This window comes from Enterobacter sp. PL1, from assembly GCF_945957325.1.
Taxonomy (GTDB): domain Bacteria; phylum Pseudomonadota; class Gammaproteobacteria; order Enterobacterales; family Enterobacteriaceae; genus Enterobacter; species Enterobacter roggenkampii.
This window is the reverse complement of record NZ_CAMFKT010000013.1, coordinates 79,127-97,823: the sequence shown is the minus strand read 5'-3', so window position 1 is coordinate 97,823 and position 18,697 is coordinate 79,127. Positions and strand designations below refer to the sequence as shown.

Below are 18,697 nucleotides of genomic sequence, written 5' to 3'. Positions count from 1 at the left end.
CTTATCTTCCTTCATTCACAATATGGGTACCGGTTTCCCCGCGCAGCGCGGCGGGCAGGCAGTCCGGCGAGGTGATAATCACGCGCTTGCCGCCGTGGTGTAAAAACGCCAGCGAGGCGACGATTTTGGGCAGCATGCTGCCCGTCGGGAAATGGCCCTCGTCTTTGTAACGCGTCATCTGCGCCACGCTCACCGCGTCCAGCGCCTGCTGGTTTGGCTTGCCGAAGTTGATGCACACCTTCTCCACGCCGGTGGTGATCACCAGCACGTCGGCGCGGATCTCGCGCGCCAGCAGCGCGGTGGAGAGATCTTTATCAATCACCGCGTCGACGCTCTGGTAATCGCCCTGCTCAGTGCGCACCACCGGAATCCCGCCGCCGCCCGCGCCAATCACCACAAACCCTTTTTGCGTCAGGGTCTTGATCGCATCGGCCTCGACAATGCGCAGCGGCTGTGGGGAGGCCACCACGCGACGATAGCCCCGGCCCGAATCCTCAACAAAGTGCCAGTCCGGGTGCGCGCGCTGCAGCTCGTCGCGCTGCGCCTCGCTGAAGAACGCGCCGATCGGTTTCGTCGGGTGCGTAAAGCCGGGATCGTTTTTATCTACCTCTACCTGCGTGACGACCGTGACCGCTTTTTGCTCGCCGCGCGCGGCAAGCCGGTTATTGAGCGCCTGCTGGATCAGGTAACCGATGCCGCCCTGCGTATCCGCCACGCAGTTTGCCAGCGGGGTCAGTGGGAGCCCTTCCCGCTCGTGGGCGATTTCGGCGCGGCGCAGATCCAGCCCCACCTGCGGACCGTTGCCGTGGGTGAGCACGATGTCATAGTCGGAGGCCAGCATTTCGAGCACCGACTCTGCCACCGCTTTAACCGCCTGCGCCTGATGTTCAATCGACTGGCTGGCGTTGTCTTTGATAATGCTGTTGCCGCCGATGGCAACGACCATAAGCTCTTTCATACGTGCTCCTTCGCAACAGTACCCGACGCAGCGCTCGTCACTTCCCGGCTGTCGAGAAAATGCTTCACCACAAACATGCCGCCCATCATCAGATACGCGGTGACGAACATCAGCGAACTGCCTTCGGCAAAGCCCACCACCGGCGCGTGGATCACCCCGAACAGCGCCAGCAGTGCCCCGCCCGCGGCAGCCACGGCGCCGCGCAGCGGTTTATTGATGATGGCGAAAATGGCGATACAGCCCCAGAGCATACTGGCGAGCGGTGCCCCGTTCCCCAGATGGACGAGTCCTTCGTAGTAGATCCCTTTGCTGTGCAGCACGTCGGTACCGATTTTCGCGGCATTCGTGCCCGCCGCCCCCATCACGCTGTTCATCATGGTCAGCGCCCAGTTGGCGATCCACGGGAACAGGCAGATGAAGATCACGGGCACTTCCACTTTCGGCGTTTCCCTCACCACCTGGTTGGCGGTGACCACGCCGATAAACACCAGAATCGGTACGATGGCGGTCATCGGGATGATGGCGAGCATAAAGGCTCCCAGCCCGAACAGCGGCACGATGAACATGGTCACGCCGGAGGCCAGGGTGTAGCCGATGCTGGCGCCCATCGCTTTCCAGCCGGGATGGCCGACGTAGACCGTCACCGGGAACGGGTTGCCCATCAGGCAGCCGAGCATCGACGCCAGACCGTTCGCCAGCATCACCTTGCGCGTCGGGTATTCATCCCCCGCCGCGTGGGCACTTTCGATGTTCTCCAGGTCAAAGATGTAGTTCGCCAGACCCAGCGGCACGGCAGAGGCCAGATACGGCAGCGCGTGCGGCAAGCCCTGCAGGAAGCCCTCCACATGCACCTGCGGCGGGTTAAAGCCGAACGATGACATGGACGCTTTGATCGCTTCCGGGCTCTGCAGGCCGGAGATCCATGCCAGGGCCGTACCGGCAATCAGCAACAGCAGACCGGTCGGGATTTTGGCGAAAATCGGCTTTTTACCGAACCAGTTGATGAAGATCAGCAGCAGGACGATGAACGACACGGTCGGCGCTTCGAACGCCTGCAGCATCGGGTTCATCGCCAGCAGCAGCAGGCCCAGGCCGGAGAGGCACGACAGCAGCACGGTGCGCGGGATCATCTTGCGGATGGTTTCACCGAGGAACGAACCGCCCGCCAGGATCATCGCCTCCACGAAGCACCACACCAGGCCAATCTGAATGGCGAACTCCGCATCGCCCGTTTGCTGATAGACCGGCATCAGCACCAGGAAGGTCACGGTAAAAATTGACGGCGCGCTGGGGCCGGACGGCAGCGCGGTGACGTCCGTGCGCCCGGTCTGGCGCGCCATCTGCATGCCGAACCACGCATAGCAAATACTCGCGGCCAATACCGCCAGCCCGAAGGCTGGCGCAATGCGTCCATAAACAATCTCCTTCGGGATGCCGACGACAAAAATGAGCAACCCCATCATGGTCAGCAGATTGGTCAGGTTGTTGGTCATCAACCCGAAATACGCCGCCCAGTCACCTCTTTTCCACTCCAGTTTCATGTTTTTCATGGATGCATGCCTTATAAAAAGTAGCGATCGCGGAAGGTCAACAGCGCCTTTTCAAAACAGCTAAACGGCGGGTGAACGATGCCCGCCCCTATCATGCCGATGCCCGCATCTTTGTGGGCAATGGCGGTGTTAATCACCGGCAGAATGCCGCTGCCCGCGACTCTGGTGATGTCGATGGCGGTCGGGATCCCCATAAAGGAGAGCAGCGGAATGGTGACGTTCGGGTTTTCGCCAAGGGTGATTTCGCGCATCTGACGGGAGAAGTCGATGGCTTCCTCCACCGTGCCGCCCACCAGGGCGACAATCGCCGGGGCCGTCGCCATCGCAAAGCCGCCGATGCCGTAGGTTTCGGTGATCGCGCTGTCGCCGATGTCCAGCCCGGAATCCTCCGGCTTATAGCCCGCGAACATCGGGCCAATCACCTGCTGCGCCGGGCCGGTGAACCACTGCCCCGGCAGGCCGGAGACGCGCAGGCCGAACTCGTAGCCGTTGCGCGCCATGGTGGTCACGACGGTGCTGTATTCAATGCCGTGGGCAGCGTCCAGCGCGGCTTTACACATCGCCATCCACGTCGGGCCGGAGAAGTAGTCGCTGCTGGCGACAAACTCGAATACCTCGCGCTGCTGCGCCACCGGATAGCCCGCCTGGATCAGCCCCGGGGTCAGCGCCTGGATCAGCAGCGTGGTGCCCGCATTGTTGCGGTTGTGGCACTCGTCGCCCATGTGCAGCGCCTGGGCCAGCATCAGGCGCAGGTCGATTTCGCCGATAATCTTCATCGCGTCGCGCAGCATCGGGCCGAGCACGTCGCGCATCCAGTTCAGGCGGTCGATGACGCTCTGGTCGTTGGCGCCCATGCGCAGGATCTTCGCCATCTGCTCGCTGAGGTTGGTGAACGCGCGGTTGCCGTAGGTTTTGTTCTCCACGATGTGCATAAACATCGACGCGGAGGTGACGCCCGCCATCGAGCCCACGCAGTCGTGCTCGTGGCACGGCGAGAAGGCGATCTCCCCGGAGGCGGCAAGCCTGGCCGCATCCTCCAGATCCGTCGCCAGACCTTCAAACACCAGCGCCCCGGTGACCGCGCCTTTCATCGCGCCGCACATGTTTTCCCAGGAGACTGGCGGACCAGCGTGCAGAATGGTGGTGCGGGTCATCCCCGGCACAACGTTAATCGCCTGGTCATAGCCCACCAGCACCGGATGGGACTGAATAATGCGCTCCAGGGCGATTTGGTTAGCGGCGGCAATCTTCTCCGCCAGCGGTTTTTTCGCCAGCTGGTCCAGCGCTTCCACCACCTGCATATTGCCCTGCCCCGGTGGCGTCCAGTCGAGCTGGGTGACGGGAACGTGCTGTTTTTTGAGATCGTCACTGAACATCGCGATGCCGACGTTAATCACGTCCAGCGGCTGGTTAAATAAGATAGTCATTATGCTTTCTCCCCTTTGCAGACAAATTCACGGGCCAGTAATCCGGTGTTGGTGCTGCTGCTGGCCCAGATGACGCCGGCATCGGTTAGCCGCTGGCACTGCTGCGCCAGCTGCTGCGGATCCTGATCGGTACCCAGCACGTAGCCGAGGATCTCCAGCGGACGGTTATCGGCTTTCGCAATGGCCTGCGCCTCTTTGATGGCGTCGAGCATCACCCCGACCGGATCCTCGTGCGCGCCGAAGCCCAGCACGAAGTCCATCACAATCACCCCCACTTCCGGATCGCGGGCTTCCTGCAGCAGGCGGCTGATGCGGTTGGTCGGGTCGATCATCGGGTGCGGCTTGCCGTTGGTGAACTCATCGTCGCCAAAGTCGAGGAAGGTATGGGCTTTACTGACGCTTATGTCGCTCAGGCGCTTAGCCGGATCCGGCTGGATGTTGCTGTAGACGTCGTCGAATTTCGCAAGCGCCGCAAACATCGCCTCGTCGCACAGGGTGCCGCCGCAGAACAGGCCGCGAATGTACTTCTGCTGCGGGGTCAGGCGGGCGCGCACCTCTTCGATCAATGGCCAGTTGAGCGGGTGCAGATCGAGGGACTCTTTTTTGATGCCGGTAAGCAGAACGGCCTTCAGCGCCGCCTCTTTGGTGCCGCGCGCAAACTGCAGTCCGTCCTCATCGGCGGGCGGTTCATTGCGCCCGAGGAAGCAAACAACCACCGGCTTGCGGCAGGCTTTGGCGCGAGCCAGCACCTTCTCTGCCACGGCTGGCGCAGGCGGCTTGGAGATCAGCGCAATCACCTCTGTGCCCTCGTCGGCTTCCAGCATGTCGATGGCGTCGAGCATCATCAGGCCGCCGATCTTCTCGCTAAGATCGCGCCCGCCGGTGCCAATCAGCTGCGACACGCCACCGCCGAATTCATGGATGCGCACGCTTAACTCCTGGCTGCCGGTGCCGGACGCGCCGACGATGCCAATCGGCCCGCGACGCACCGCGTTGGCGAAGCACAATCCCGCGCCGTTGATAATGGCGGTGCCGCAGTCCGGCCCCATCATCAGCAGCCCTTTCTTATGCGCCAGCTGCTTCAGCGCCAGCTCGTCGTCGAGCGACACGTTATCGGAGAAAAGCATCACGTTGAGATCGTTTTCCAGCGCCTGGCGCGCTTCGCGGGCAGCGAAGGTGCCGTTGACGGAAATCACCGCGAGGTTGCTCTCCGGGCGATGTTTTTTGGCGCAGGCAATCGTCGCGTAGCGCGCTTCATGGGAACCCGCGCTCTCTTTACGCGTAAACAGCGCTTCGATGGCCGCCAGGGTTTCATCATTTGCCGCGTCGCCTTTAATGACGATCATCAGGTCGCCGTTTTTGGCCTCATTTAATTCCGGCGTTAACAGCCCGAGGTTTTTTAATACACCTTTGTTCATTTCCGTCGCCATGGCGACAAAGGCCTGCTCGACGCCCGGTAATTTATTGGCTTTGGTGGAAACGGACATCAGTGAAACCGAATCAAAATACGTGTTCTTTTTTATAACGATTTTTGTTGGCATTATTTTCTCCTGAATACGGATAAAAGGGGGCCGCCGTCGTGCAAAATGCACGTCGGTAAAAATGCTTTTTTAAATTAGCGGCCAGCCGGAACGGGCTGACCGGTCGTCTTACGCGCCCGCCGCCAGCAGCAGGTCGGCAATCTCAGAGAAGCCTTTCTCTCGCGCCAGTTCGAGCGGGGTTTTGCCGTATTTGTCGGTCATGTGCGGGTTCGCGCCGTGATCCAGCAGCAGCTTCACAATCTCTTGCTGTTTCGCACCGCCGTCGTTTAACACAATGGCTTCCAGCAGCGGCGTCCAGCCGACAAAGTTGGTGTGGTTAACGTTAATGTCGGTTTTTTCCAGCAGCTCGCGCACGATCTCCACGTGCCCTTTTTCACTGGCAGGGGTAATGCCCACGCCGCCGAAGCGGGTAAGGCGGTCGAGATCCGGATTCGCGGGTAATACCAGCCGCAGGAGGGTTAAATCGTTCGTCAGGCAGCTGATCAGGAAGGGGTTAAAACAGGTCTGGTCCTGTTTATCAATATCTGCCCCGGCGGCAATTAATAACGCCACGCAGGAATAGTGTTTTTTCAGGCTGGCAATCGTAACGGCGGTTCTTTTCTGGCGGTTAGTGGCGTTAATATCCACGCCTTTTTCCAGACAGGCTTTTAGCGCATCGCTATTTCCCTCTTCTGCCGCCAGCAGAAATTCCGTAACCAGTTCAGTTGCAGACATATTCAGACTCCCGATGTTTTATTGCTCTTGACCCGAGAATAGCAACAGCCTGGTCATAAAAGAATCCGCTTAAAAATGATTCATCGACAGTGAATTCATTGTTGAGATAAATTCAACAGTCGGGATAAAACGTGCGTCCGTGCAACCTTTTTCTTATGTTTAACCGCTTTTTAGCGCCTCAGGCTGCATTATTCTTATGGTTGAAAAAGCCTTGCATGACGCGGCTCTGAGTAAAGAGTCAGAACTGTGATCGGCTTCAAATGTGTTGTAAAGGCGTTGTTAAAATATGTTCAAAACTGATGACTGAGGAAGCTGTGATATGAATTCCATCTTTACCGAAGAGAACCTGCTGGCCTTTACCACCGCCGCACGCTTCGGCAGCTTCAGCAAGGCGGCTGCCGAGCTGGGCGTCACCACCTCCGCCATCAGTTACACCATCAAGCGGATGGAAACCGGGCTGGACGTGGTGCTGTTTGTGCGTAACACGCGCAGCATTGAGCTGACCGAGTCCGGGTTCTACTTTTACCGCAAAGCCACCGACCTGCTTAACGACTTCCACGCCATCAAGCGCGGGATTGATACCATTTCACAGGGCATCGAGGCGCGGGTGCGCATCTGTATCAACCAGCTGTTATATACGCCGCGCCATACCGCGCGGCTGCTGCAGGTGCTGAAAAAGCAGTTTCCCACCTGCCAGATCACCGTCACCACCGAGGTCTATAACGGCGTGTGGGATTCGATCATCAATAACCAGGCCAATATCGCCATTGGCGCACCGGACACGCTGCTCGACGGCGGTGGGATTGACTACACCGAGATCGGCGCCATCCGCTGGGTGTTTGCCATTGCGCCGGCGCATCCGCTGGCGTTCGTTCCGGAACCGATAGCGGAGAGCCAGCTGCGCCTGTATCCCAACATCATGGTGGAAGATACCGCACACACCATTAACAAGAAGGTGGGCTGGCTGCTGCACGGTCAGGAGGCGATTCTGGTGCCGGACTTTAATACCAAATGCCAGTGTCAGATCCTGGGCGAAGGGATAGGTTTTTTACCGGAGTATATGGCGCGGGACGCGGTGGAAAACGGGCTGCTGGTGACGCGACGTATCAATAACCCGCGTCAGGACTCGCGCATGCTGCTCGCCACGCAGCATGCCGCGACAGGCCAGGTCACGCGCTGGATCAAACAGCAGTTTGGTCCAGCGGGTGTGCTGACCGATATCTATAGCGATTTACTGTGGCGCGCTTAGCTTTTGCTCTGTACCCAAAATGCGTGAATGAGGCCGGGGAAGTAGCCCAGCAGCGTCAGAAGAATGTTGATGATAAACGCCCAGCCAAGCCCTTTGCCCAACAGCACGCCCAGCGGCGGCAGCAGGATGGTAAAAACAATACGCCAAAAACCCATATTAACACTCCGTGCAAGCTAATCCATTGAAAATAATAGAGAGAACTATTTTTAAGCATAGCCAGTTTTCCTGTCTGCGCCAGTTCCCTGCTCCGCGTTTACCCTCTTTTACGCTTTTGACGCTGGCGTAATGCGCACAATTACTTTAGCATTACCTTAATTAAGTAAATGCTAAAGTACCATGACTGAACTTGAACAGCTTCAGGCCAGCGCAGAGCAGGCCGCAACGCTTTTAAAAGCAATGAGCAACCCGCGTCGGCTTCTGATCCTCTGCACGCTGTGCGGCGCCCCCGGCACCAGCGCGGGGGAGCTGGCCCGCGCGACGGGCCTGAGTCCTTCCGCCACGTCGCAGCATCTGGCGCGCATGCGTGAGGAAGGCCTGATCGCCAGCACCCGCGAGGCGCAGCGCATTCTCTATTTCATTAAAAACGACGCGGTGCATCAGCTTATCAGCACCCTGAAAACCCTTTATTGCCCGTAAGGAGCCGCCATGTCACTTCCCCTTCTTTCGCCGCGCGAGGCCAATGCCCGCATCGCCGATGGCGCAAAACTGATTGATATTCGTGATGCCGACGAGTACGCCCGCGAGCATATTCCCGCCGCGCAGTCCGTGCCGCTGGATACCTTACCCGGCGGACTTAAAACGCAGGCGGGCGAAACGGTGATTTTTCACTGCCAGTCTGGCGCCCGCACCTCAGGCAATGCCGATCGCCTTGCGCAGGCTGCCGCCCCTGCTCAGGCATTTGTGGTCGAAGGAGGCATTCAGGGCTGGAAGCAGGCGGGTCTGCAGACAGTCGAAGACAAAACCCAGCCGCTGCCGCTGATGCGTCAGGTGCAAATCGCTGCCGGGCTGCTCATTCTCTGCGGCGTAGTGCTGGGCTATAGCGTCTCAGACGGCTTTTTCCTGCTCAGCGGCTTCGTGGGGGCCGGGCTGCTGTTCGCCGGTGTAACCGGTTTTTGCGGCATGGCGCGGCTGCTGAAGGTGATGCCCTGGAACCGGCGTACCTCATAAGCAGTAATCGGTGAAATACGCTGTACCCGGTGTCATACGTGGGCTAAGGTGAAGATCGCTAAAACGATGAGGAGGTAATATGTTTTCTGTCGGTGATTATGTACAACCGCGTAAAGGCGGCCCGAAGCTGAAAGTGCTCGAAGTGAACGGTGAAAGCGTGGTGGCGGTACAGGCCAGCAATGAACAAGGCGAGAAATATACCCTGAAAGCCGCCGAGCTGGCGCCGTATACCGAAGACGGTGATTTCGGCGTCTGCTGAAAAGAGTGCCGGGCGGTATGTTCCGCCCGGTTCACGCATTAGATCAGAAAATCATCCAGTGATTTCCCCTCTGCCAGCGCGCTGGCAATAGGCTTTGGCGTACGGCCCTGGCCGGTCCACGTTTTCTCTTCACCGTTCTGGTCAATAAAGCGGTATTTCGCTTCACGCGGCTTACGCTTTTTCGTGGATTTACCCGTCTGCGCCAGTTCAGAGCCCAGCAGATCGGTCGGTGAAATACCATCGGCTTTCATCCGCTCCAGCAGGGCATTAATTTTCTCCTGCTGCTCGGCTCTCTGCTGCTCTAATTCCGCCAGCTCACTACGTTTCTCTTCAGCAACGACCCTGACTTTTTCCAGCATTTCCTCAAGAACGTCCAGGGATAATTCGCGTGCCATGGCGCGCAGAGTTCGGATATTATTAAGATTCTGTAACGTCAAAGACATATTATTTGAAAACCTTTTGTTTAGGGTAAATAGATAAATCACCGACAGAATAATTCATTTCCGCTGAAATATCTACCCGCGGGCTGCCCTGCCAATAGCGTAAATATGTTTAACTGTCGCCGTTAATATTATCTTATAACGTCTGAGCGATACGCAGGGATTCAATCATCACTGCAATATAAAGGGTCAACCTTAATCAAAATTTCAGCATTCTGCGCTACCCACAAAAGCACTGACTCACCTTTCAACATCAAGATAGTTAAGCTCATGATTTAAAACAAAAAACCATCGCACGAGACAGATTATAACGAAGCGAACAAAAAACCATCAATTTTAGAGAATTTTGTGGACAAAACGCGATTAAATAAAAATTAATCACTAGTTGTTAGTTCAAACGTAGAGATATACGCTATACACGTCAAACAAACCAACCTAAAGCACTAACCGCTTCGGGAAAATCGTTTCTTTTGTGTTCTTCTCAAGGAGTTCAGACATGTTCTCACCGCAATCACGCCTTCGCCATGCTGTGGCGGATACTTTCGCGATGGTTGTCTACTGTTCCGTTGTGAACATGTTGATCGAAATATTCCTCTCCGGAATGTCCTTCGAGCAGTCACTTTCTTCTCGTCTGGTGGCGATTCCGGTCAATATTATTATTGCCTGGCCTTACGGTTTATACCGCGATGCCGTCATGCGCTTCGCGCGGCGTGTCAGCCCCGCAGGCTGGGTGAAAAACCTGGCAGACGTTCTGGCCTATGTGACGTTCCAGTCGCCGGTTTACGTGGCCATTCTGCTGACGGTGGGCGCGGACTGGCACCAGATCGCGGCGGCGGTCAGTTCGAATATTGTGATTTCAATGCTGATGGGGGCGGTATATGGCTATTTCCTCGACTACTGTCGCCGCCTGTTTAAGGTCAGCCAGTACAGCCAGGCTAAAGCGTGATGTAAAGCGACTGGCGAACGCCAGTCGCGAATTTACTGTACGTCGCCAAACAGTCCCTTCAAAAACCGTTCCAGCGCCATACGCGAGCTGAAACCGTGCGGAATACCATAATGCTCATGCGTCTCTCCGCCTAAATAGAGCGGAAATTGCTGATAATGATCGCAGGTTTTAATATCCGAGGCAGGCTCAGCAAATGACAGACTTCTGTCTTTCAGCGTCGGGTGAATAATGAGAGCGGTACGTCCCATTCTTGCTTCACGATTAACGTAAACATAATTCTCGCCACGGCGATATCCATACGCTTTTGGCGTCACCTCATCCATGGTGAATCCCTCTTTTTCAAGAACGCGTGCCACCTCGTCAGGTCGTAAATACATATCTTTTCCTCGTTATCTTTTCCTGCCCGGCAACCTTACAGTATTCAGCATTAGCAGGGCTTTCAGAATAGTCCATAAACTGGCGGATATCGCGTGATGCGCTTCAGATATTAAATTTCTGAACTAAACTGAACGGGAACACAAAATTACGGAGGATCGTATGTTTAACAGACCGAACCGAAACGATATTAACGACGACGCTCAGGATATTCGTAATGATGTCAGCCAATTAGCAGACACGCTTGAAGAGGTGCTGAAATCCTGGGGGAGTGACGCGAAGGACGAAGCGGATGCCGCAAAACGTAAGGCTCAGTCTCTGCTCCGTGAAACCCGCGCACGCCTAAATGGCCGCACGCGTACCACACAGGCTGCCTGCGATGCGGTCAGCTGCGCAACGACCTTCGTGCGCGAAAAACCGCTCTGCACACTCGGCACGGTAGCGGCAGTCGGGATCTTCGTCGGCGCTCTGCTTAGCCTGCGTAAGTAAGCCCGAGCCACCAGCCCCGGTCGCCGCTGGCGCCGGGGCTTTTTAATGCCCGCAAGCCTGAAAACCCGTACAACACCCCCTGCCCCGCTGTGCTCATCATCAGGGCATCATCAATCTAAATTTCCCATATCTTGTATGGTTGAAACTTAAGACAACTACATCTAGTATTCCTTTTAGCAAGATACATACAACCTGACGCGATGATTCGCGCCGCTCTCTCATTTTAAATGGAAATACGAATCATGAGCATTATTATTTACACTCGTAACGATTGTGTTCAGTGCCACGCGACCAAACGGGCGATGGAAAGCCGCGGCGTGGCGTTTGAGATGGTGAATATTGACCAGCAGCCCGAGGCCGCCGATACCCTTCGCGCGCAGGGTTTCCGTCAGCTTCCGGTGGTGGTGGCCGGGGAGACCAGCTGGTCTGGCTTCCGTCCGGACATGATCAACCGCCTCGCCGCGCAGGCCGCACGGGCATGATTCGGCTGGTCTTCTTCTCCAGCAGCTCGGAAAACACGCTCCGTTTTATTGAGCGCGTCGGGCTGCCTGCGGTGCGCATTCCCCTCAACGAGCGGGAGCGCATCCGGGTAGAAGAACCGTACATTCTGGTGGTGCCCAGCTACGGCGGCGGCGGTACGGCGGGCGCAGTGCCTCGTCAGGTGATCCGCTTTCTGAACGATCCGCATAACCGCGGGCTAATCCGAGGCGTGATCGCGGCGGGCAATCGCAATTTCGGCGATGCCTTTGGCCGCGCCGGAGATGTCATTTCTCAAAAATGCGGCGTGCCGTATCTCTATCGCTTTGAGCTGATGGGGACGCAGCAGGACGTCGAAAACGTGCGTAAAGGAGTGAACGAATTTTGGCAACGACAACCGCAGAACGGGTAATACAGGCGACGCCGGATTACCACGCATTAAACGCGATGCTTAACCTCTATGATCGGGAGGGACGCATTCAGTTTGATAAAGACCGTGAGGCGGTGGACGCCTTTTTTGCCGCCCACGTGCGGCCCAACAGCGTGACCTTCGCGAGCCAGGATGAACGTCTCGACCACCTGGTTAACGAAGGTTACTACGACGCCCGCGTCCTCACCCGCTACGCACGCGCCTTCGTCGTGAAGCTGTTTGAACGCGCCCACGCCAGCGGCTTTCGTTTCCAGACGTTCCTTGGCGCGTGGAAGTTCTACACCAGCTACACCCTGAAGACCTTCGACGGTAAGCGCTACTTAGAAAGCTTTGAAGATCGCGTGGTGATGGTCGCGTTGACCCTGGCGCAGGGCGATGAAGCGCTGGCGCAACAGCTCACCGACGAGATCCTCTCCGGCCGCTTCCAGCCCGCCACGCCGACCTTTCTCAACTGCGGCAAAGCCCAGCGCGGTGAGCTGGTCTCCTGCTTCCTGCTGCGTATCGAAGATAATATGGAGTCGATAGGCCGCGCGGTGAACTCGGCGCTGCAGCTCTCCAAACGCGGCGGCGGCGTGGCGTTTCTGCTCTCGAACCTGCGTGAAGCGGGTGCGCCGATTAAGCGCATCGAAAACCAGTCCTCCGGCGTGATCCCGGTCATGAAGATGCTGGAAGATGCCTTCTCCTACGCCAACCAGCTTGGCGCGCGTCAGGGCGCGGGCGCGGTTTATCTGCACGCGCACCACCCCGACATTCTGCGTTTCCTCGATACCAAGCGCGAAAACGCCGACGAAAAAATCCGCATCAAAACCCTGTCGCTGGGCGTGGTGATCCCGGATATCACCTTTAAGCTCGCCAAAGAGAATGCCGAGATGGCGCTTTTCTCGCCGTATGACGTCGAGCGAATTTACGGCAAAGCCTTTGGCGACGTGGCGATAAGCGAGCTGTACGACGAGCTGCTGGCCGACGATCGCATCCGCAAAAAAACCATCAACGCCCGCGATTTCTTTCAGACGCTTGCCGAAATTCAGTTTGAGTCCGGCTATCCGTACATCATGTACGAGGACACGGTGAACCGCGCAAACCCGATTGCCGGGCGCATCAACATGAGCAACCTGTGCTCGGAGATTTTGCAGGTCAACAGCGCCTCCCGCTATGACGAGAATCTGGACTACGCGGAGATCGGCAAAGACATCTCCTGCAACCTCGGGTCGCTGAATATCGCCCACACCATGGATTCCCCCGACTTTGGCCGCACGATAGAAACCGCCATTCGCGGGCTGACGGCGGTGTCAGACATGAGCCACATCCGCAGCGTGCCGTCCATCGAGGCGGGCAACGCCGCGTCGCACGCCATTGGACTCGGGCAGATGAACCTGCACGGCTACCTGGCGCGGGAAGGCATCGCCTACGGCAGCCCGGAAGGGCTGGACTTCACCAACCTCTATTTTTACACCGTCACCTGGCACGCGCTGCATACCTCGATGATGCTGGCGCGCGAGCGCAACCAGCGTTTCGCGGGCTTTGAACAGTCGCGCTATGCCAGCGGAGAGTATTTCAGCCAGTATCTGGAAGGCGACTGGCAGCCGAAAACGGCGCGAGTAAGGGAGCTGTTTGCCCGCGCCGGGATCGTCCTGCCCACGCGCGAGATGTGGCAGCAGCTGCGTGATGACGTGATGCGCTACGGCATCTACAACCAGAACCTGCAGGCGGTGCCGCCCACCGGTTCGATCTCCTACATCAACCACGCCACGTCGAGCATTCACCCGATCGTGTCGAAGATTGAAATTCGCAAAGAAGGCAAAACCGGACGCGTTTACTACCCTGCCCCGTTTATGACCAATGAGAACCTGGCTTTGTACCAGGACGCGTATGAGATCGGCCCGGAAAAAATCATCGATACCTACGCCGAGGCGACGAAACACGTGGATCAGGGGCTGTCGCTGACGCTGTTCTTCCCGGATACCGCCACCACGCGGGACATCAACAAAGCGCAGATCTACGCGTGGAAGAAAGGTATCAAGACGCTCTACTACATTCGCCTGCGCCAGCTTGCGCTGGAAGGCACCGAAATCGAAGGCTGCGTGTCCTGCGCGCTGTAAGGAGAAAGGATGAAACTGTCACGCGTGAGCGCCGTTAACTGGAACAAGATCCAGGACGAGAAAGATCTGGAAGTGTGGAACCGCCTGACCAGCAACTTCTGGCTGCCGGAAAAGGTCCCGCTCTCCAACGATATTCCGGCCTGGCAAACCCTGAGCCACACCGAGCAGCAGCTAACGATCCGCGTCTTTACCGGCCTGACGCTGCTGGACACCATTCAGAATACCGTTGGCGCACCGGCTCTGATGGGTGACGCGCTGACGCCGCACGAAGAGGCGGTGATGTCGAACATCAGCTTTATGGAGGCGGTGCACGCCCGCTCCTACAGCTCGATTTTCTCCACGCTGTGCCAGACCAAAGACGTGGACGCGGCCTACGCCTGGAGCGAAGCGAGCGAGTCGTTACAAAGAAAGGCGGAGCTGGTACTGGCGTATTATCGGGCCGACGAGCCGCTGAAGAAAAAGATCGCCAGCGTGTTTCTGGAATCATTCCTCTTCTATTCTGGCTTCTGGCTGCCCATGTACTGGTCAAGCCGCGGCAAGCTCACCAACACCGCCGATTTGATTCGCCTCATCATTCGGGATGAAGCGGTGCACGGGTATTACATCGGCTATAAGTATCAGAAAGGGCTGGAAAAGGTCAGCGACGCGGAGCGCGAGGAGCTTAAAGGGTTTGCGCTCGATTTGCTGATGGATCTGTACGACAACGAGCTGAGCTATACCGAGGAACTCTACGCCGGCACCGGCTGGGAGGAAGACGTCAAGGTTTTCCTTTGCTACAACGCCAACAAGGCGCTGATGAACCTGGGTTACGAGGCGCTGTTCCCGCCGGAAATGGCGGAGGTTAACCCGGCGATTCTCTCCGCGCTGTCGCCCAACGCCGACGAAAACCACGATTTCTTCTCCGGGTCGGGTTCATCGTACGTGATGGGCAAAGCGGTGGAAACCGAGGATGAGGACTGGGATTTTTAATGAACGTTAACGTTCGTTAATTTAATATAAACCCAACAATTTCCTCTCCAATATTTACAAAACAACTACACTGTCATTTCCCCGCCCTATTCGCCTGAACCACCCGATTCAGGCGAAATTCCCCGATGCCGCAGCAAAAAATTGAGAAAAATTCAAATCCCGCTCAGCCCTTTACTCATGGGAAATTCAGCCGTTTCGCCTCCCTGAAAATTTACGTCATAAGCAAACCCAGGGTTGTCTCAGATTCTCAGTATGTTAGGGTTATGCCCGTTAACAATTTACCATGGTAATCATATCGACATAAACAAATAACAGGACACTCTCTATTGCATGGCAATTAAATTAGAAGTGAAAAATCTTTATAAAGTATTTGGCGAGCATCCTCAGCGCGCATTCAAATATATTGAGAAAGGCCTTTCGAAAGAGCAAATTCTGGAAAAAACCGGGCTATCGCTTGGCGTTAAAGACGCCAGTCTGGCAATTGAAGAAGGCGAGATTTTTGTCATCATGGGATTATCCGGTTCGGGTAAATCCACTATGGTTCGCCTTCTCAATCGCCTGATTGAACCCACCCGCGGACAGGTGCTGATTGACGGCGTGGATATCGCCAGAATATCAGACGCCGAGCTTCGCGAGGTGCGCAGAAAGAAGATTGCGATGGTATTCCAGTCATTCGCGCTGATGCCACATATGACGGTGCTGGATAATACCGCTTTCGGCATGGAATTAGCCGGTACACCCGCGCAGGAACGTCAGGAAAAAGCCCTTGATGCCCTGCGTCAGGTTGGGCTGGAAAATTATGCGCATGCGTACCCGGATGAACTTTCCGGCGGTATGCGTCAGCGCGTGGGATTAGCCCGCGCATTAGCCATTAATCCAGACATTTTATTAATGGACGAAGCCTTCTCTGCCCTCGATCCGTTAATTCGCACCGAAATGCAGGATGAGCTGGTAAAATTACAGGCGAAACATCAGCGGACCATTGTCTTTATTTCCCACGATTTGGATGAAGCCATGCGTATTGGCGACCGTATTGCCATTATGCAAAATGGTGAAGTGGTGCAGGTCGGCACGCCGGACGAAATTCTCAATAATCCGGCAAATGATTATGTGCGCACCTTCTTCCGCGGCGTGGATATTAGCCAGGTCTTTAGCGCCAAAGATATTGCCCGTCGAACGCCAAACGGCATTATCCGTAAAACGCCTGGCTTCGGCCCGCGCTCCGCGCTGAAGCTGCTGCAGGACGAAGACCGTGAATATGGTTATCTGGTTGAACGCGGCAATAAATTTGTCGGCGTTGTCTCCATCGATTCTCTGAAAACCGCGCTCAGCGAAAACCAGGGCATCGATGCGGCGTTAATTGACGCTCCGCTTGCCGTGGACGCCGAAACGCCGCTCAGCGAGTTGCTCTCTCACGTGGGGCAGGCGCCTTGCGCCGTACCGGTCGTGGGTGAGGAACAACAGTACGTCGGCATCATCTCCAAACGGATGCTGCTGCAGGCTTTAGATCGCGAGGGGGCAAACAATGGCTGACCAAACTAACCCGTGGGGTACCACTGAAGCGGCGGACAACGCTGCGCAATCCGCCGACGCGTGGGGTTCCACGCCAGCACCCGCCGACGGTGGCGGTGCGGCGGACTGGCTGAACAGCGCACCCGCGCCTGCGCCAGAGCACTTCAATATTATGGATCCGTTCCACAAGACGCTGATCCCGCTGGACAGCTGGGTCACGGAGGGGATCGACTGGGTGGTCACGCACTTCCGCCCGGTTTTCCAGGGGATCCGCATCCCGGTGGATTACATCCTGAACGGCTTCCAGCAGCTGATGCTGGGCATGCCGGCCCCGGTGGCGATTATCCTGTTCTCCCTGATCGCCTGGCAGTTTGGCAGCGCCGGGATGGGTGTCGCCACGCTGATTTCGCTGATTGCCATCGGCGCGATTGGGGCCTGGTCGCAGGCGATGATCACCCTGGCGCTGGTGCTGACCGCCCTGCTCTTCTGCATCGTCATCGGCCTGCCGATGGGGATCTGGCTGGCGCGCAGCCCGCGGGCCGCGAAGATTATCCGCCCGCTGCTGGATGCAATGCAGACCACCCCGGCGTTCGTCTATCTGGTGCCGATTGTGATGCTGTTCGGCATCGGCAACGTGCCGGGCGTGGTGGTCACCATTATCTTTGCCCTGCCGCCGATTATTCGTCTGACCATTCTCGGGATCAATCAGGTGCCTGCGGACCTGATCGAAGCGTCACGCTCGTTCGGCGCCAGCCCGCGCCAGATGCTGTTTAAGGTTCAGCTCCCGCTGGCGATGCCGACCATCATGGCGGGCGTGAACCAGACGCTGATGCTGGCCCTGTCGATGGTGGTGATTGCCTCGATGATCGCCGTTGGCGGTCTCGGTCAGATGGTGCTGCGCGGCATTGGCCGTCTCGACATGGGGCTGGCTACCGTCGGCGGCGTCGGGATTGTGATCCTCGCCATTATTCTTGACCGCCTGACCCAGGCCGTCGGTCGCGATTCACGCAGTCGCGGCAACCGTCGCTGGTATTCCACCGGCCCCGTCGGGTTACTCACCCGCCCCTTTAGAAAATAAGGAACAACGATGCGACATAACGTACTTTTTGCCACAGCGTTTGCCACCCTTGTCTCCACCAGCACGTTCGCGGCTGACCTGCCGGGCAAAGGCATTACCGTGCAGCCGGTGCAGAGCACTATTTCGGAAGAGAGCTTCCAGACCCTGCTGGTCAGCCGCGCGCTGGAAAAACTGGGCTATACGGTGAACACGCCGAGCGAAGTGGATTACAACGTGGGCTACACCTCGATTGCCTCCGGTGACGCCACCTTTACCGCCGTAAACTGGCAGCCGCTGCATGACGATATGTATGCCGCCGCCGGTGGCGATAAGAAATTCTACCGTGAAGGCACCTTTGTCACCGGCGCGGCGCAGGGGTACCTGATCGACAAGAAAACCGCCGACCAGTACCACATCACCAACATCGAACAGCTGAAGGATCCGAAGATCGCCAGACTGTTTGACACCAACGGTGACGGCAAGGCCGACATGATGGGCTGCTCGCCGGGCTGGGGCTGCGAAGCGGTGATTAACCACCAGAACAAGGCGTTCGATCTGGCGAAAACGGTCGACGTGAGCCACGGCAACTATTCAGCGATGATGGCCGACACCATTGCCCGCTTCAAAGAGGGTAAACCGGTGATCTACTACACCTGGACGCCGTACTGGGTGAGCGACGTGCTGAAGCCGGGTAAAGACGTGGTGTGGCTGCAGGTGCCGTTCTCCTCCCTGCCGGGCGAGCAGAAAGATATCGACACCAAACTGCCGAACGGCATGAACTACGGCTTCCCGGTGAACACCATGCATATCGTGGCGAACAAAGCCTGGGCGGAGAAAAACCCGGCGGCGGCGAAGCTGTTCTCGGTGATAAAGCTGCCGCTGGCAGACATCAACGCCCAGAACGCAATGATGCACGCGGGCAAATCGTCTGAAGCGGATGTTAAAGGCCACGTCGACGGCTGGATCAAGGCTCACCAGCAGCAGTTTGACGGCTGGGTGAAAGCGGCGCTGGCGGCGCAGAAGTAAAACCTTTTCCCT

21 protein-coding genes are annotated in these 18,697 nt (G+C 57.1%); 13 read left to right on the top strand and 8 right to left on the bottom strand.

The annotated features are described in order from the left end of the window. Position 1: 1 nt before the first annotated feature. The 5 genes from N6P30_RS13755 to N6P30_RS13735 all read right to left on the bottom strand — a co-directional run bounded on the left by N6P30_RS13755 (position 2) and on the right by N6P30_RS13735 (position 6,190). Positions 2–958, bottom strand: a complete 957-nt coding sequence (locus N6P30_RS13755; protein ID WP_023294392.1) for a carbamate kinase family protein — start codon at positions 956–958, stop codon at positions 2–4. Beyond that, positions 955–2,508, bottom strand: coding sequence for a hypothetical protein (locus N6P30_RS13750; RefSeq protein WP_008502557.1), 1,554 nt, complete (start codon positions 2,506–2,508; stop codon positions 955–957). The genes N6P30_RS13755 and N6P30_RS13750 overlap by 4 nt, the downstream gene beginning before the upstream one ends. 11 nt (positions 2,509–2,519) lie before the next feature. After that, entirely contained in the window at positions 2,520–3,935 is a 1,416-nt protein-coding gene (locus tag N6P30_RS13745; protein WP_023294394.1) for a DUF1116 domain-containing protein, read from the bottom strand. Beyond that, positions 3,935–5,476 carry an acyl-CoA synthetase FdrA gene (fdrA, locus tag N6P30_RS13740; protein WP_023294395.1) on the bottom strand — a complete coding sequence of 514 codons (1,542 nt, stop codon included), beginning with the start codon at positions 5,474–5,476 and terminating at the stop codon, positions 3,935–3,937. Before fdrA ends, N6P30_RS13745 begins: the two co-directional genes overlap by 1 nt. A gap of 108 nt (positions 5,477–5,584) precedes the next feature. Then, the gene (locus tag N6P30_RS13735; protein ID WP_021241968.1) at positions 5,585–6,190 is read right to left on the bottom strand and encodes an ankyrin repeat domain-containing protein; all 606 of its coding nucleotides are present in this window, start codon (positions 6,188–6,190) and stop codon (positions 5,585–5,587) included. Positions 6,191–6,509: 319 nt separating this feature from the next. Between N6P30_RS13735 and N6P30_RS13730 the strand changes: the two genes are divergently transcribed. After that, positions 6,510–7,439 (top strand): LysR substrate-binding domain-containing protein, encoded by a 930-nt coding sequence (locus N6P30_RS13730; protein WP_023294396.1) that lies wholly within the window; start codon positions 6,510–6,512, stop codon positions 7,437–7,439. Here the strand turns inward: N6P30_RS13730 and N6P30_RS13725 are convergent. Further along, positions 7,436–7,594, bottom strand: a complete 159-nt coding sequence (locus tag N6P30_RS13725) for a YqaE/Pmp3 family membrane protein (protein WP_008502562.1) — start codon at positions 7,592–7,594, stop codon at positions 7,436–7,438. The two genes, N6P30_RS13730 and N6P30_RS13725, sit on opposite strands and share 4 nt — an antisense overlap. Positions 7,595–7,775: 181 nt before the next feature. On the opposite strand from N6P30_RS13725, the gene N6P30_RS13720 reads away from it, so the two are divergent. From N6P30_RS13720 to N6P30_RS13710, 3 genes are all read left to right on the top strand, one after another. After that, positions 7,776–8,075, top strand: a complete 300-nt coding sequence (locus tag N6P30_RS13720) for an ArsR/SmtB family transcription factor (protein ID WP_008502563.1) — start codon at positions 7,776–7,778, stop codon at positions 8,073–8,075. 9 nt (positions 8,076–8,084) lie between these two features. Next, positions 8,085–8,606 carry a rhodanese family protein gene (locus N6P30_RS13715; RefSeq protein WP_021241967.1) on the top strand — a complete coding sequence of 174 codons (522 nt, stop codon included), beginning with the start codon at positions 8,085–8,087 and terminating at the stop codon, positions 8,604–8,606. Positions 8,607–8,685: 79 nt separating this feature from the next. Further along, positions 8,686–8,865, top strand: a complete 180-nt coding sequence (locus tag N6P30_RS13710) for a hypothetical protein (RefSeq protein WP_008502565.1) — start codon at positions 8,686–8,688, stop codon at positions 8,863–8,865. A 38-nt stretch (positions 8,866–8,903) separates the two neighbouring features. On the opposite strand, the gene stpA is transcribed toward N6P30_RS13710, so the two are convergent. Continuing rightward, on the bottom strand, positions 8,904–9,308 hold the full coding sequence (gene stpA, locus N6P30_RS13705) for a DNA-binding protein StpA (RefSeq protein ID WP_008502566.1): 405 nt from the start codon (positions 9,306–9,308) through the stop codon (positions 8,904–8,906). A 493-nt stretch (positions 9,309–9,801) separates the two neighbouring features. Here stpA and alaE point away from each other — a divergent pair, with 493 nt between their 5' ends. Beyond that, positions 9,802–10,251, top strand: a complete 450-nt coding sequence (gene alaE / locus N6P30_RS13700) for an L-alanine exporter AlaE (RefSeq protein ID WP_023294397.1) — start codon at positions 9,802–9,804, stop codon at positions 10,249–10,251. Between the two features lie 32 nt (positions 10,252–10,283). On the opposite strand, the gene N6P30_RS13695 is transcribed toward alaE, so the two are convergent. Next, complete coding sequence (locus tag N6P30_RS13695; protein ID WP_008502568.1) at positions 10,284–10,628, bottom strand: DUF2002 family protein; 345 nt, start codon at positions 10,626–10,628, stop codon at positions 10,284–10,286. 160 nt (positions 10,629–10,788) lie between these two features. On the opposite strand from N6P30_RS13695, the gene N6P30_RS13690 reads away from it, so the two are divergent. From N6P30_RS13690 to proX, 8 genes are all read left to right on the top strand, one after another. Beyond that, positions 10,789–11,115 carry a DUF883 domain-containing protein gene (locus N6P30_RS13690; RefSeq protein ID WP_008502569.1) on the top strand — a complete coding sequence of 109 codons (327 nt, stop codon included), beginning with the start codon at positions 10,789–10,791 and terminating at the stop codon, positions 11,113–11,115. 242 nt (positions 11,116–11,357) lie between these two features. Further along, the gene (nrdH, locus tag N6P30_RS13685) at positions 11,358–11,597 is read left to right on the top strand and encodes a glutaredoxin-like protein NrdH (RefSeq protein WP_023294398.1); all 240 of its coding nucleotides are present in this window, start codon (positions 11,358–11,360) and stop codon (positions 11,595–11,597) included. Then, entirely contained in the window at positions 11,594–12,004 is a 411-nt protein-coding gene (gene nrdI, locus N6P30_RS13680) for a class Ib ribonucleoside-diphosphate reductase assembly flavoprotein NrdI (RefSeq protein WP_023294399.1), read from the top strand. The genes nrdH and nrdI overlap by 4 nt, the downstream gene beginning before the upstream one ends. Beyond that, positions 11,977–14,121: a class 1b ribonucleoside-diphosphate reductase subunit alpha gene (gene nrdE, locus N6P30_RS13675; protein ID WP_023294400.1), complete on the top strand. Its 2,145-nt coding sequence runs from the start codon at positions 11,977–11,979 to the stop codon at positions 14,119–14,121. The genes nrdI and nrdE overlap by 28 nt, the downstream gene beginning before the upstream one ends. Before the next feature lie 9 nt (positions 14,122–14,130). Next, positions 14,131–15,090 (top strand): class 1b ribonucleoside-diphosphate reductase subunit beta, encoded by a 960-nt coding sequence (gene nrdF / locus N6P30_RS13670; protein WP_023294401.1) that lies wholly within the window; start codon positions 14,131–14,133, stop codon positions 15,088–15,090. A gap of 330 nt (positions 15,091–15,420) precedes the next feature. Next, complete coding sequence (proV, locus tag N6P30_RS13665; protein ID WP_008502574.1) at positions 15,421–16,623, top strand: glycine betaine/L-proline ABC transporter ATP-binding protein ProV; 1,203 nt, start codon at positions 15,421–15,423, stop codon at positions 16,621–16,623. Beyond that, positions 16,616–17,680 (top strand): glycine betaine/L-proline ABC transporter permease ProW, encoded by a 1,065-nt coding sequence (gene proW / locus N6P30_RS13660; RefSeq protein ID WP_008502575.1) that lies wholly within the window; start codon positions 16,616–16,618, stop codon positions 17,678–17,680. The genes proV and proW overlap by 8 nt, the downstream gene beginning before the upstream one ends. Positions 17,681–17,689: 9 nt before the next feature. After that, positions 17,690–18,685 carry a glycine betaine/L-proline ABC transporter substrate-binding protein ProX gene (gene proX, locus N6P30_RS13655; protein ID WP_023294402.1) on the top strand — a complete coding sequence of 332 codons (996 nt, stop codon included), beginning with the start codon at positions 17,690–17,692 and terminating at the stop codon, positions 18,683–18,685. The last annotated feature ends 12 nt before the right edge of the window (positions 18,686–18,697 follow it).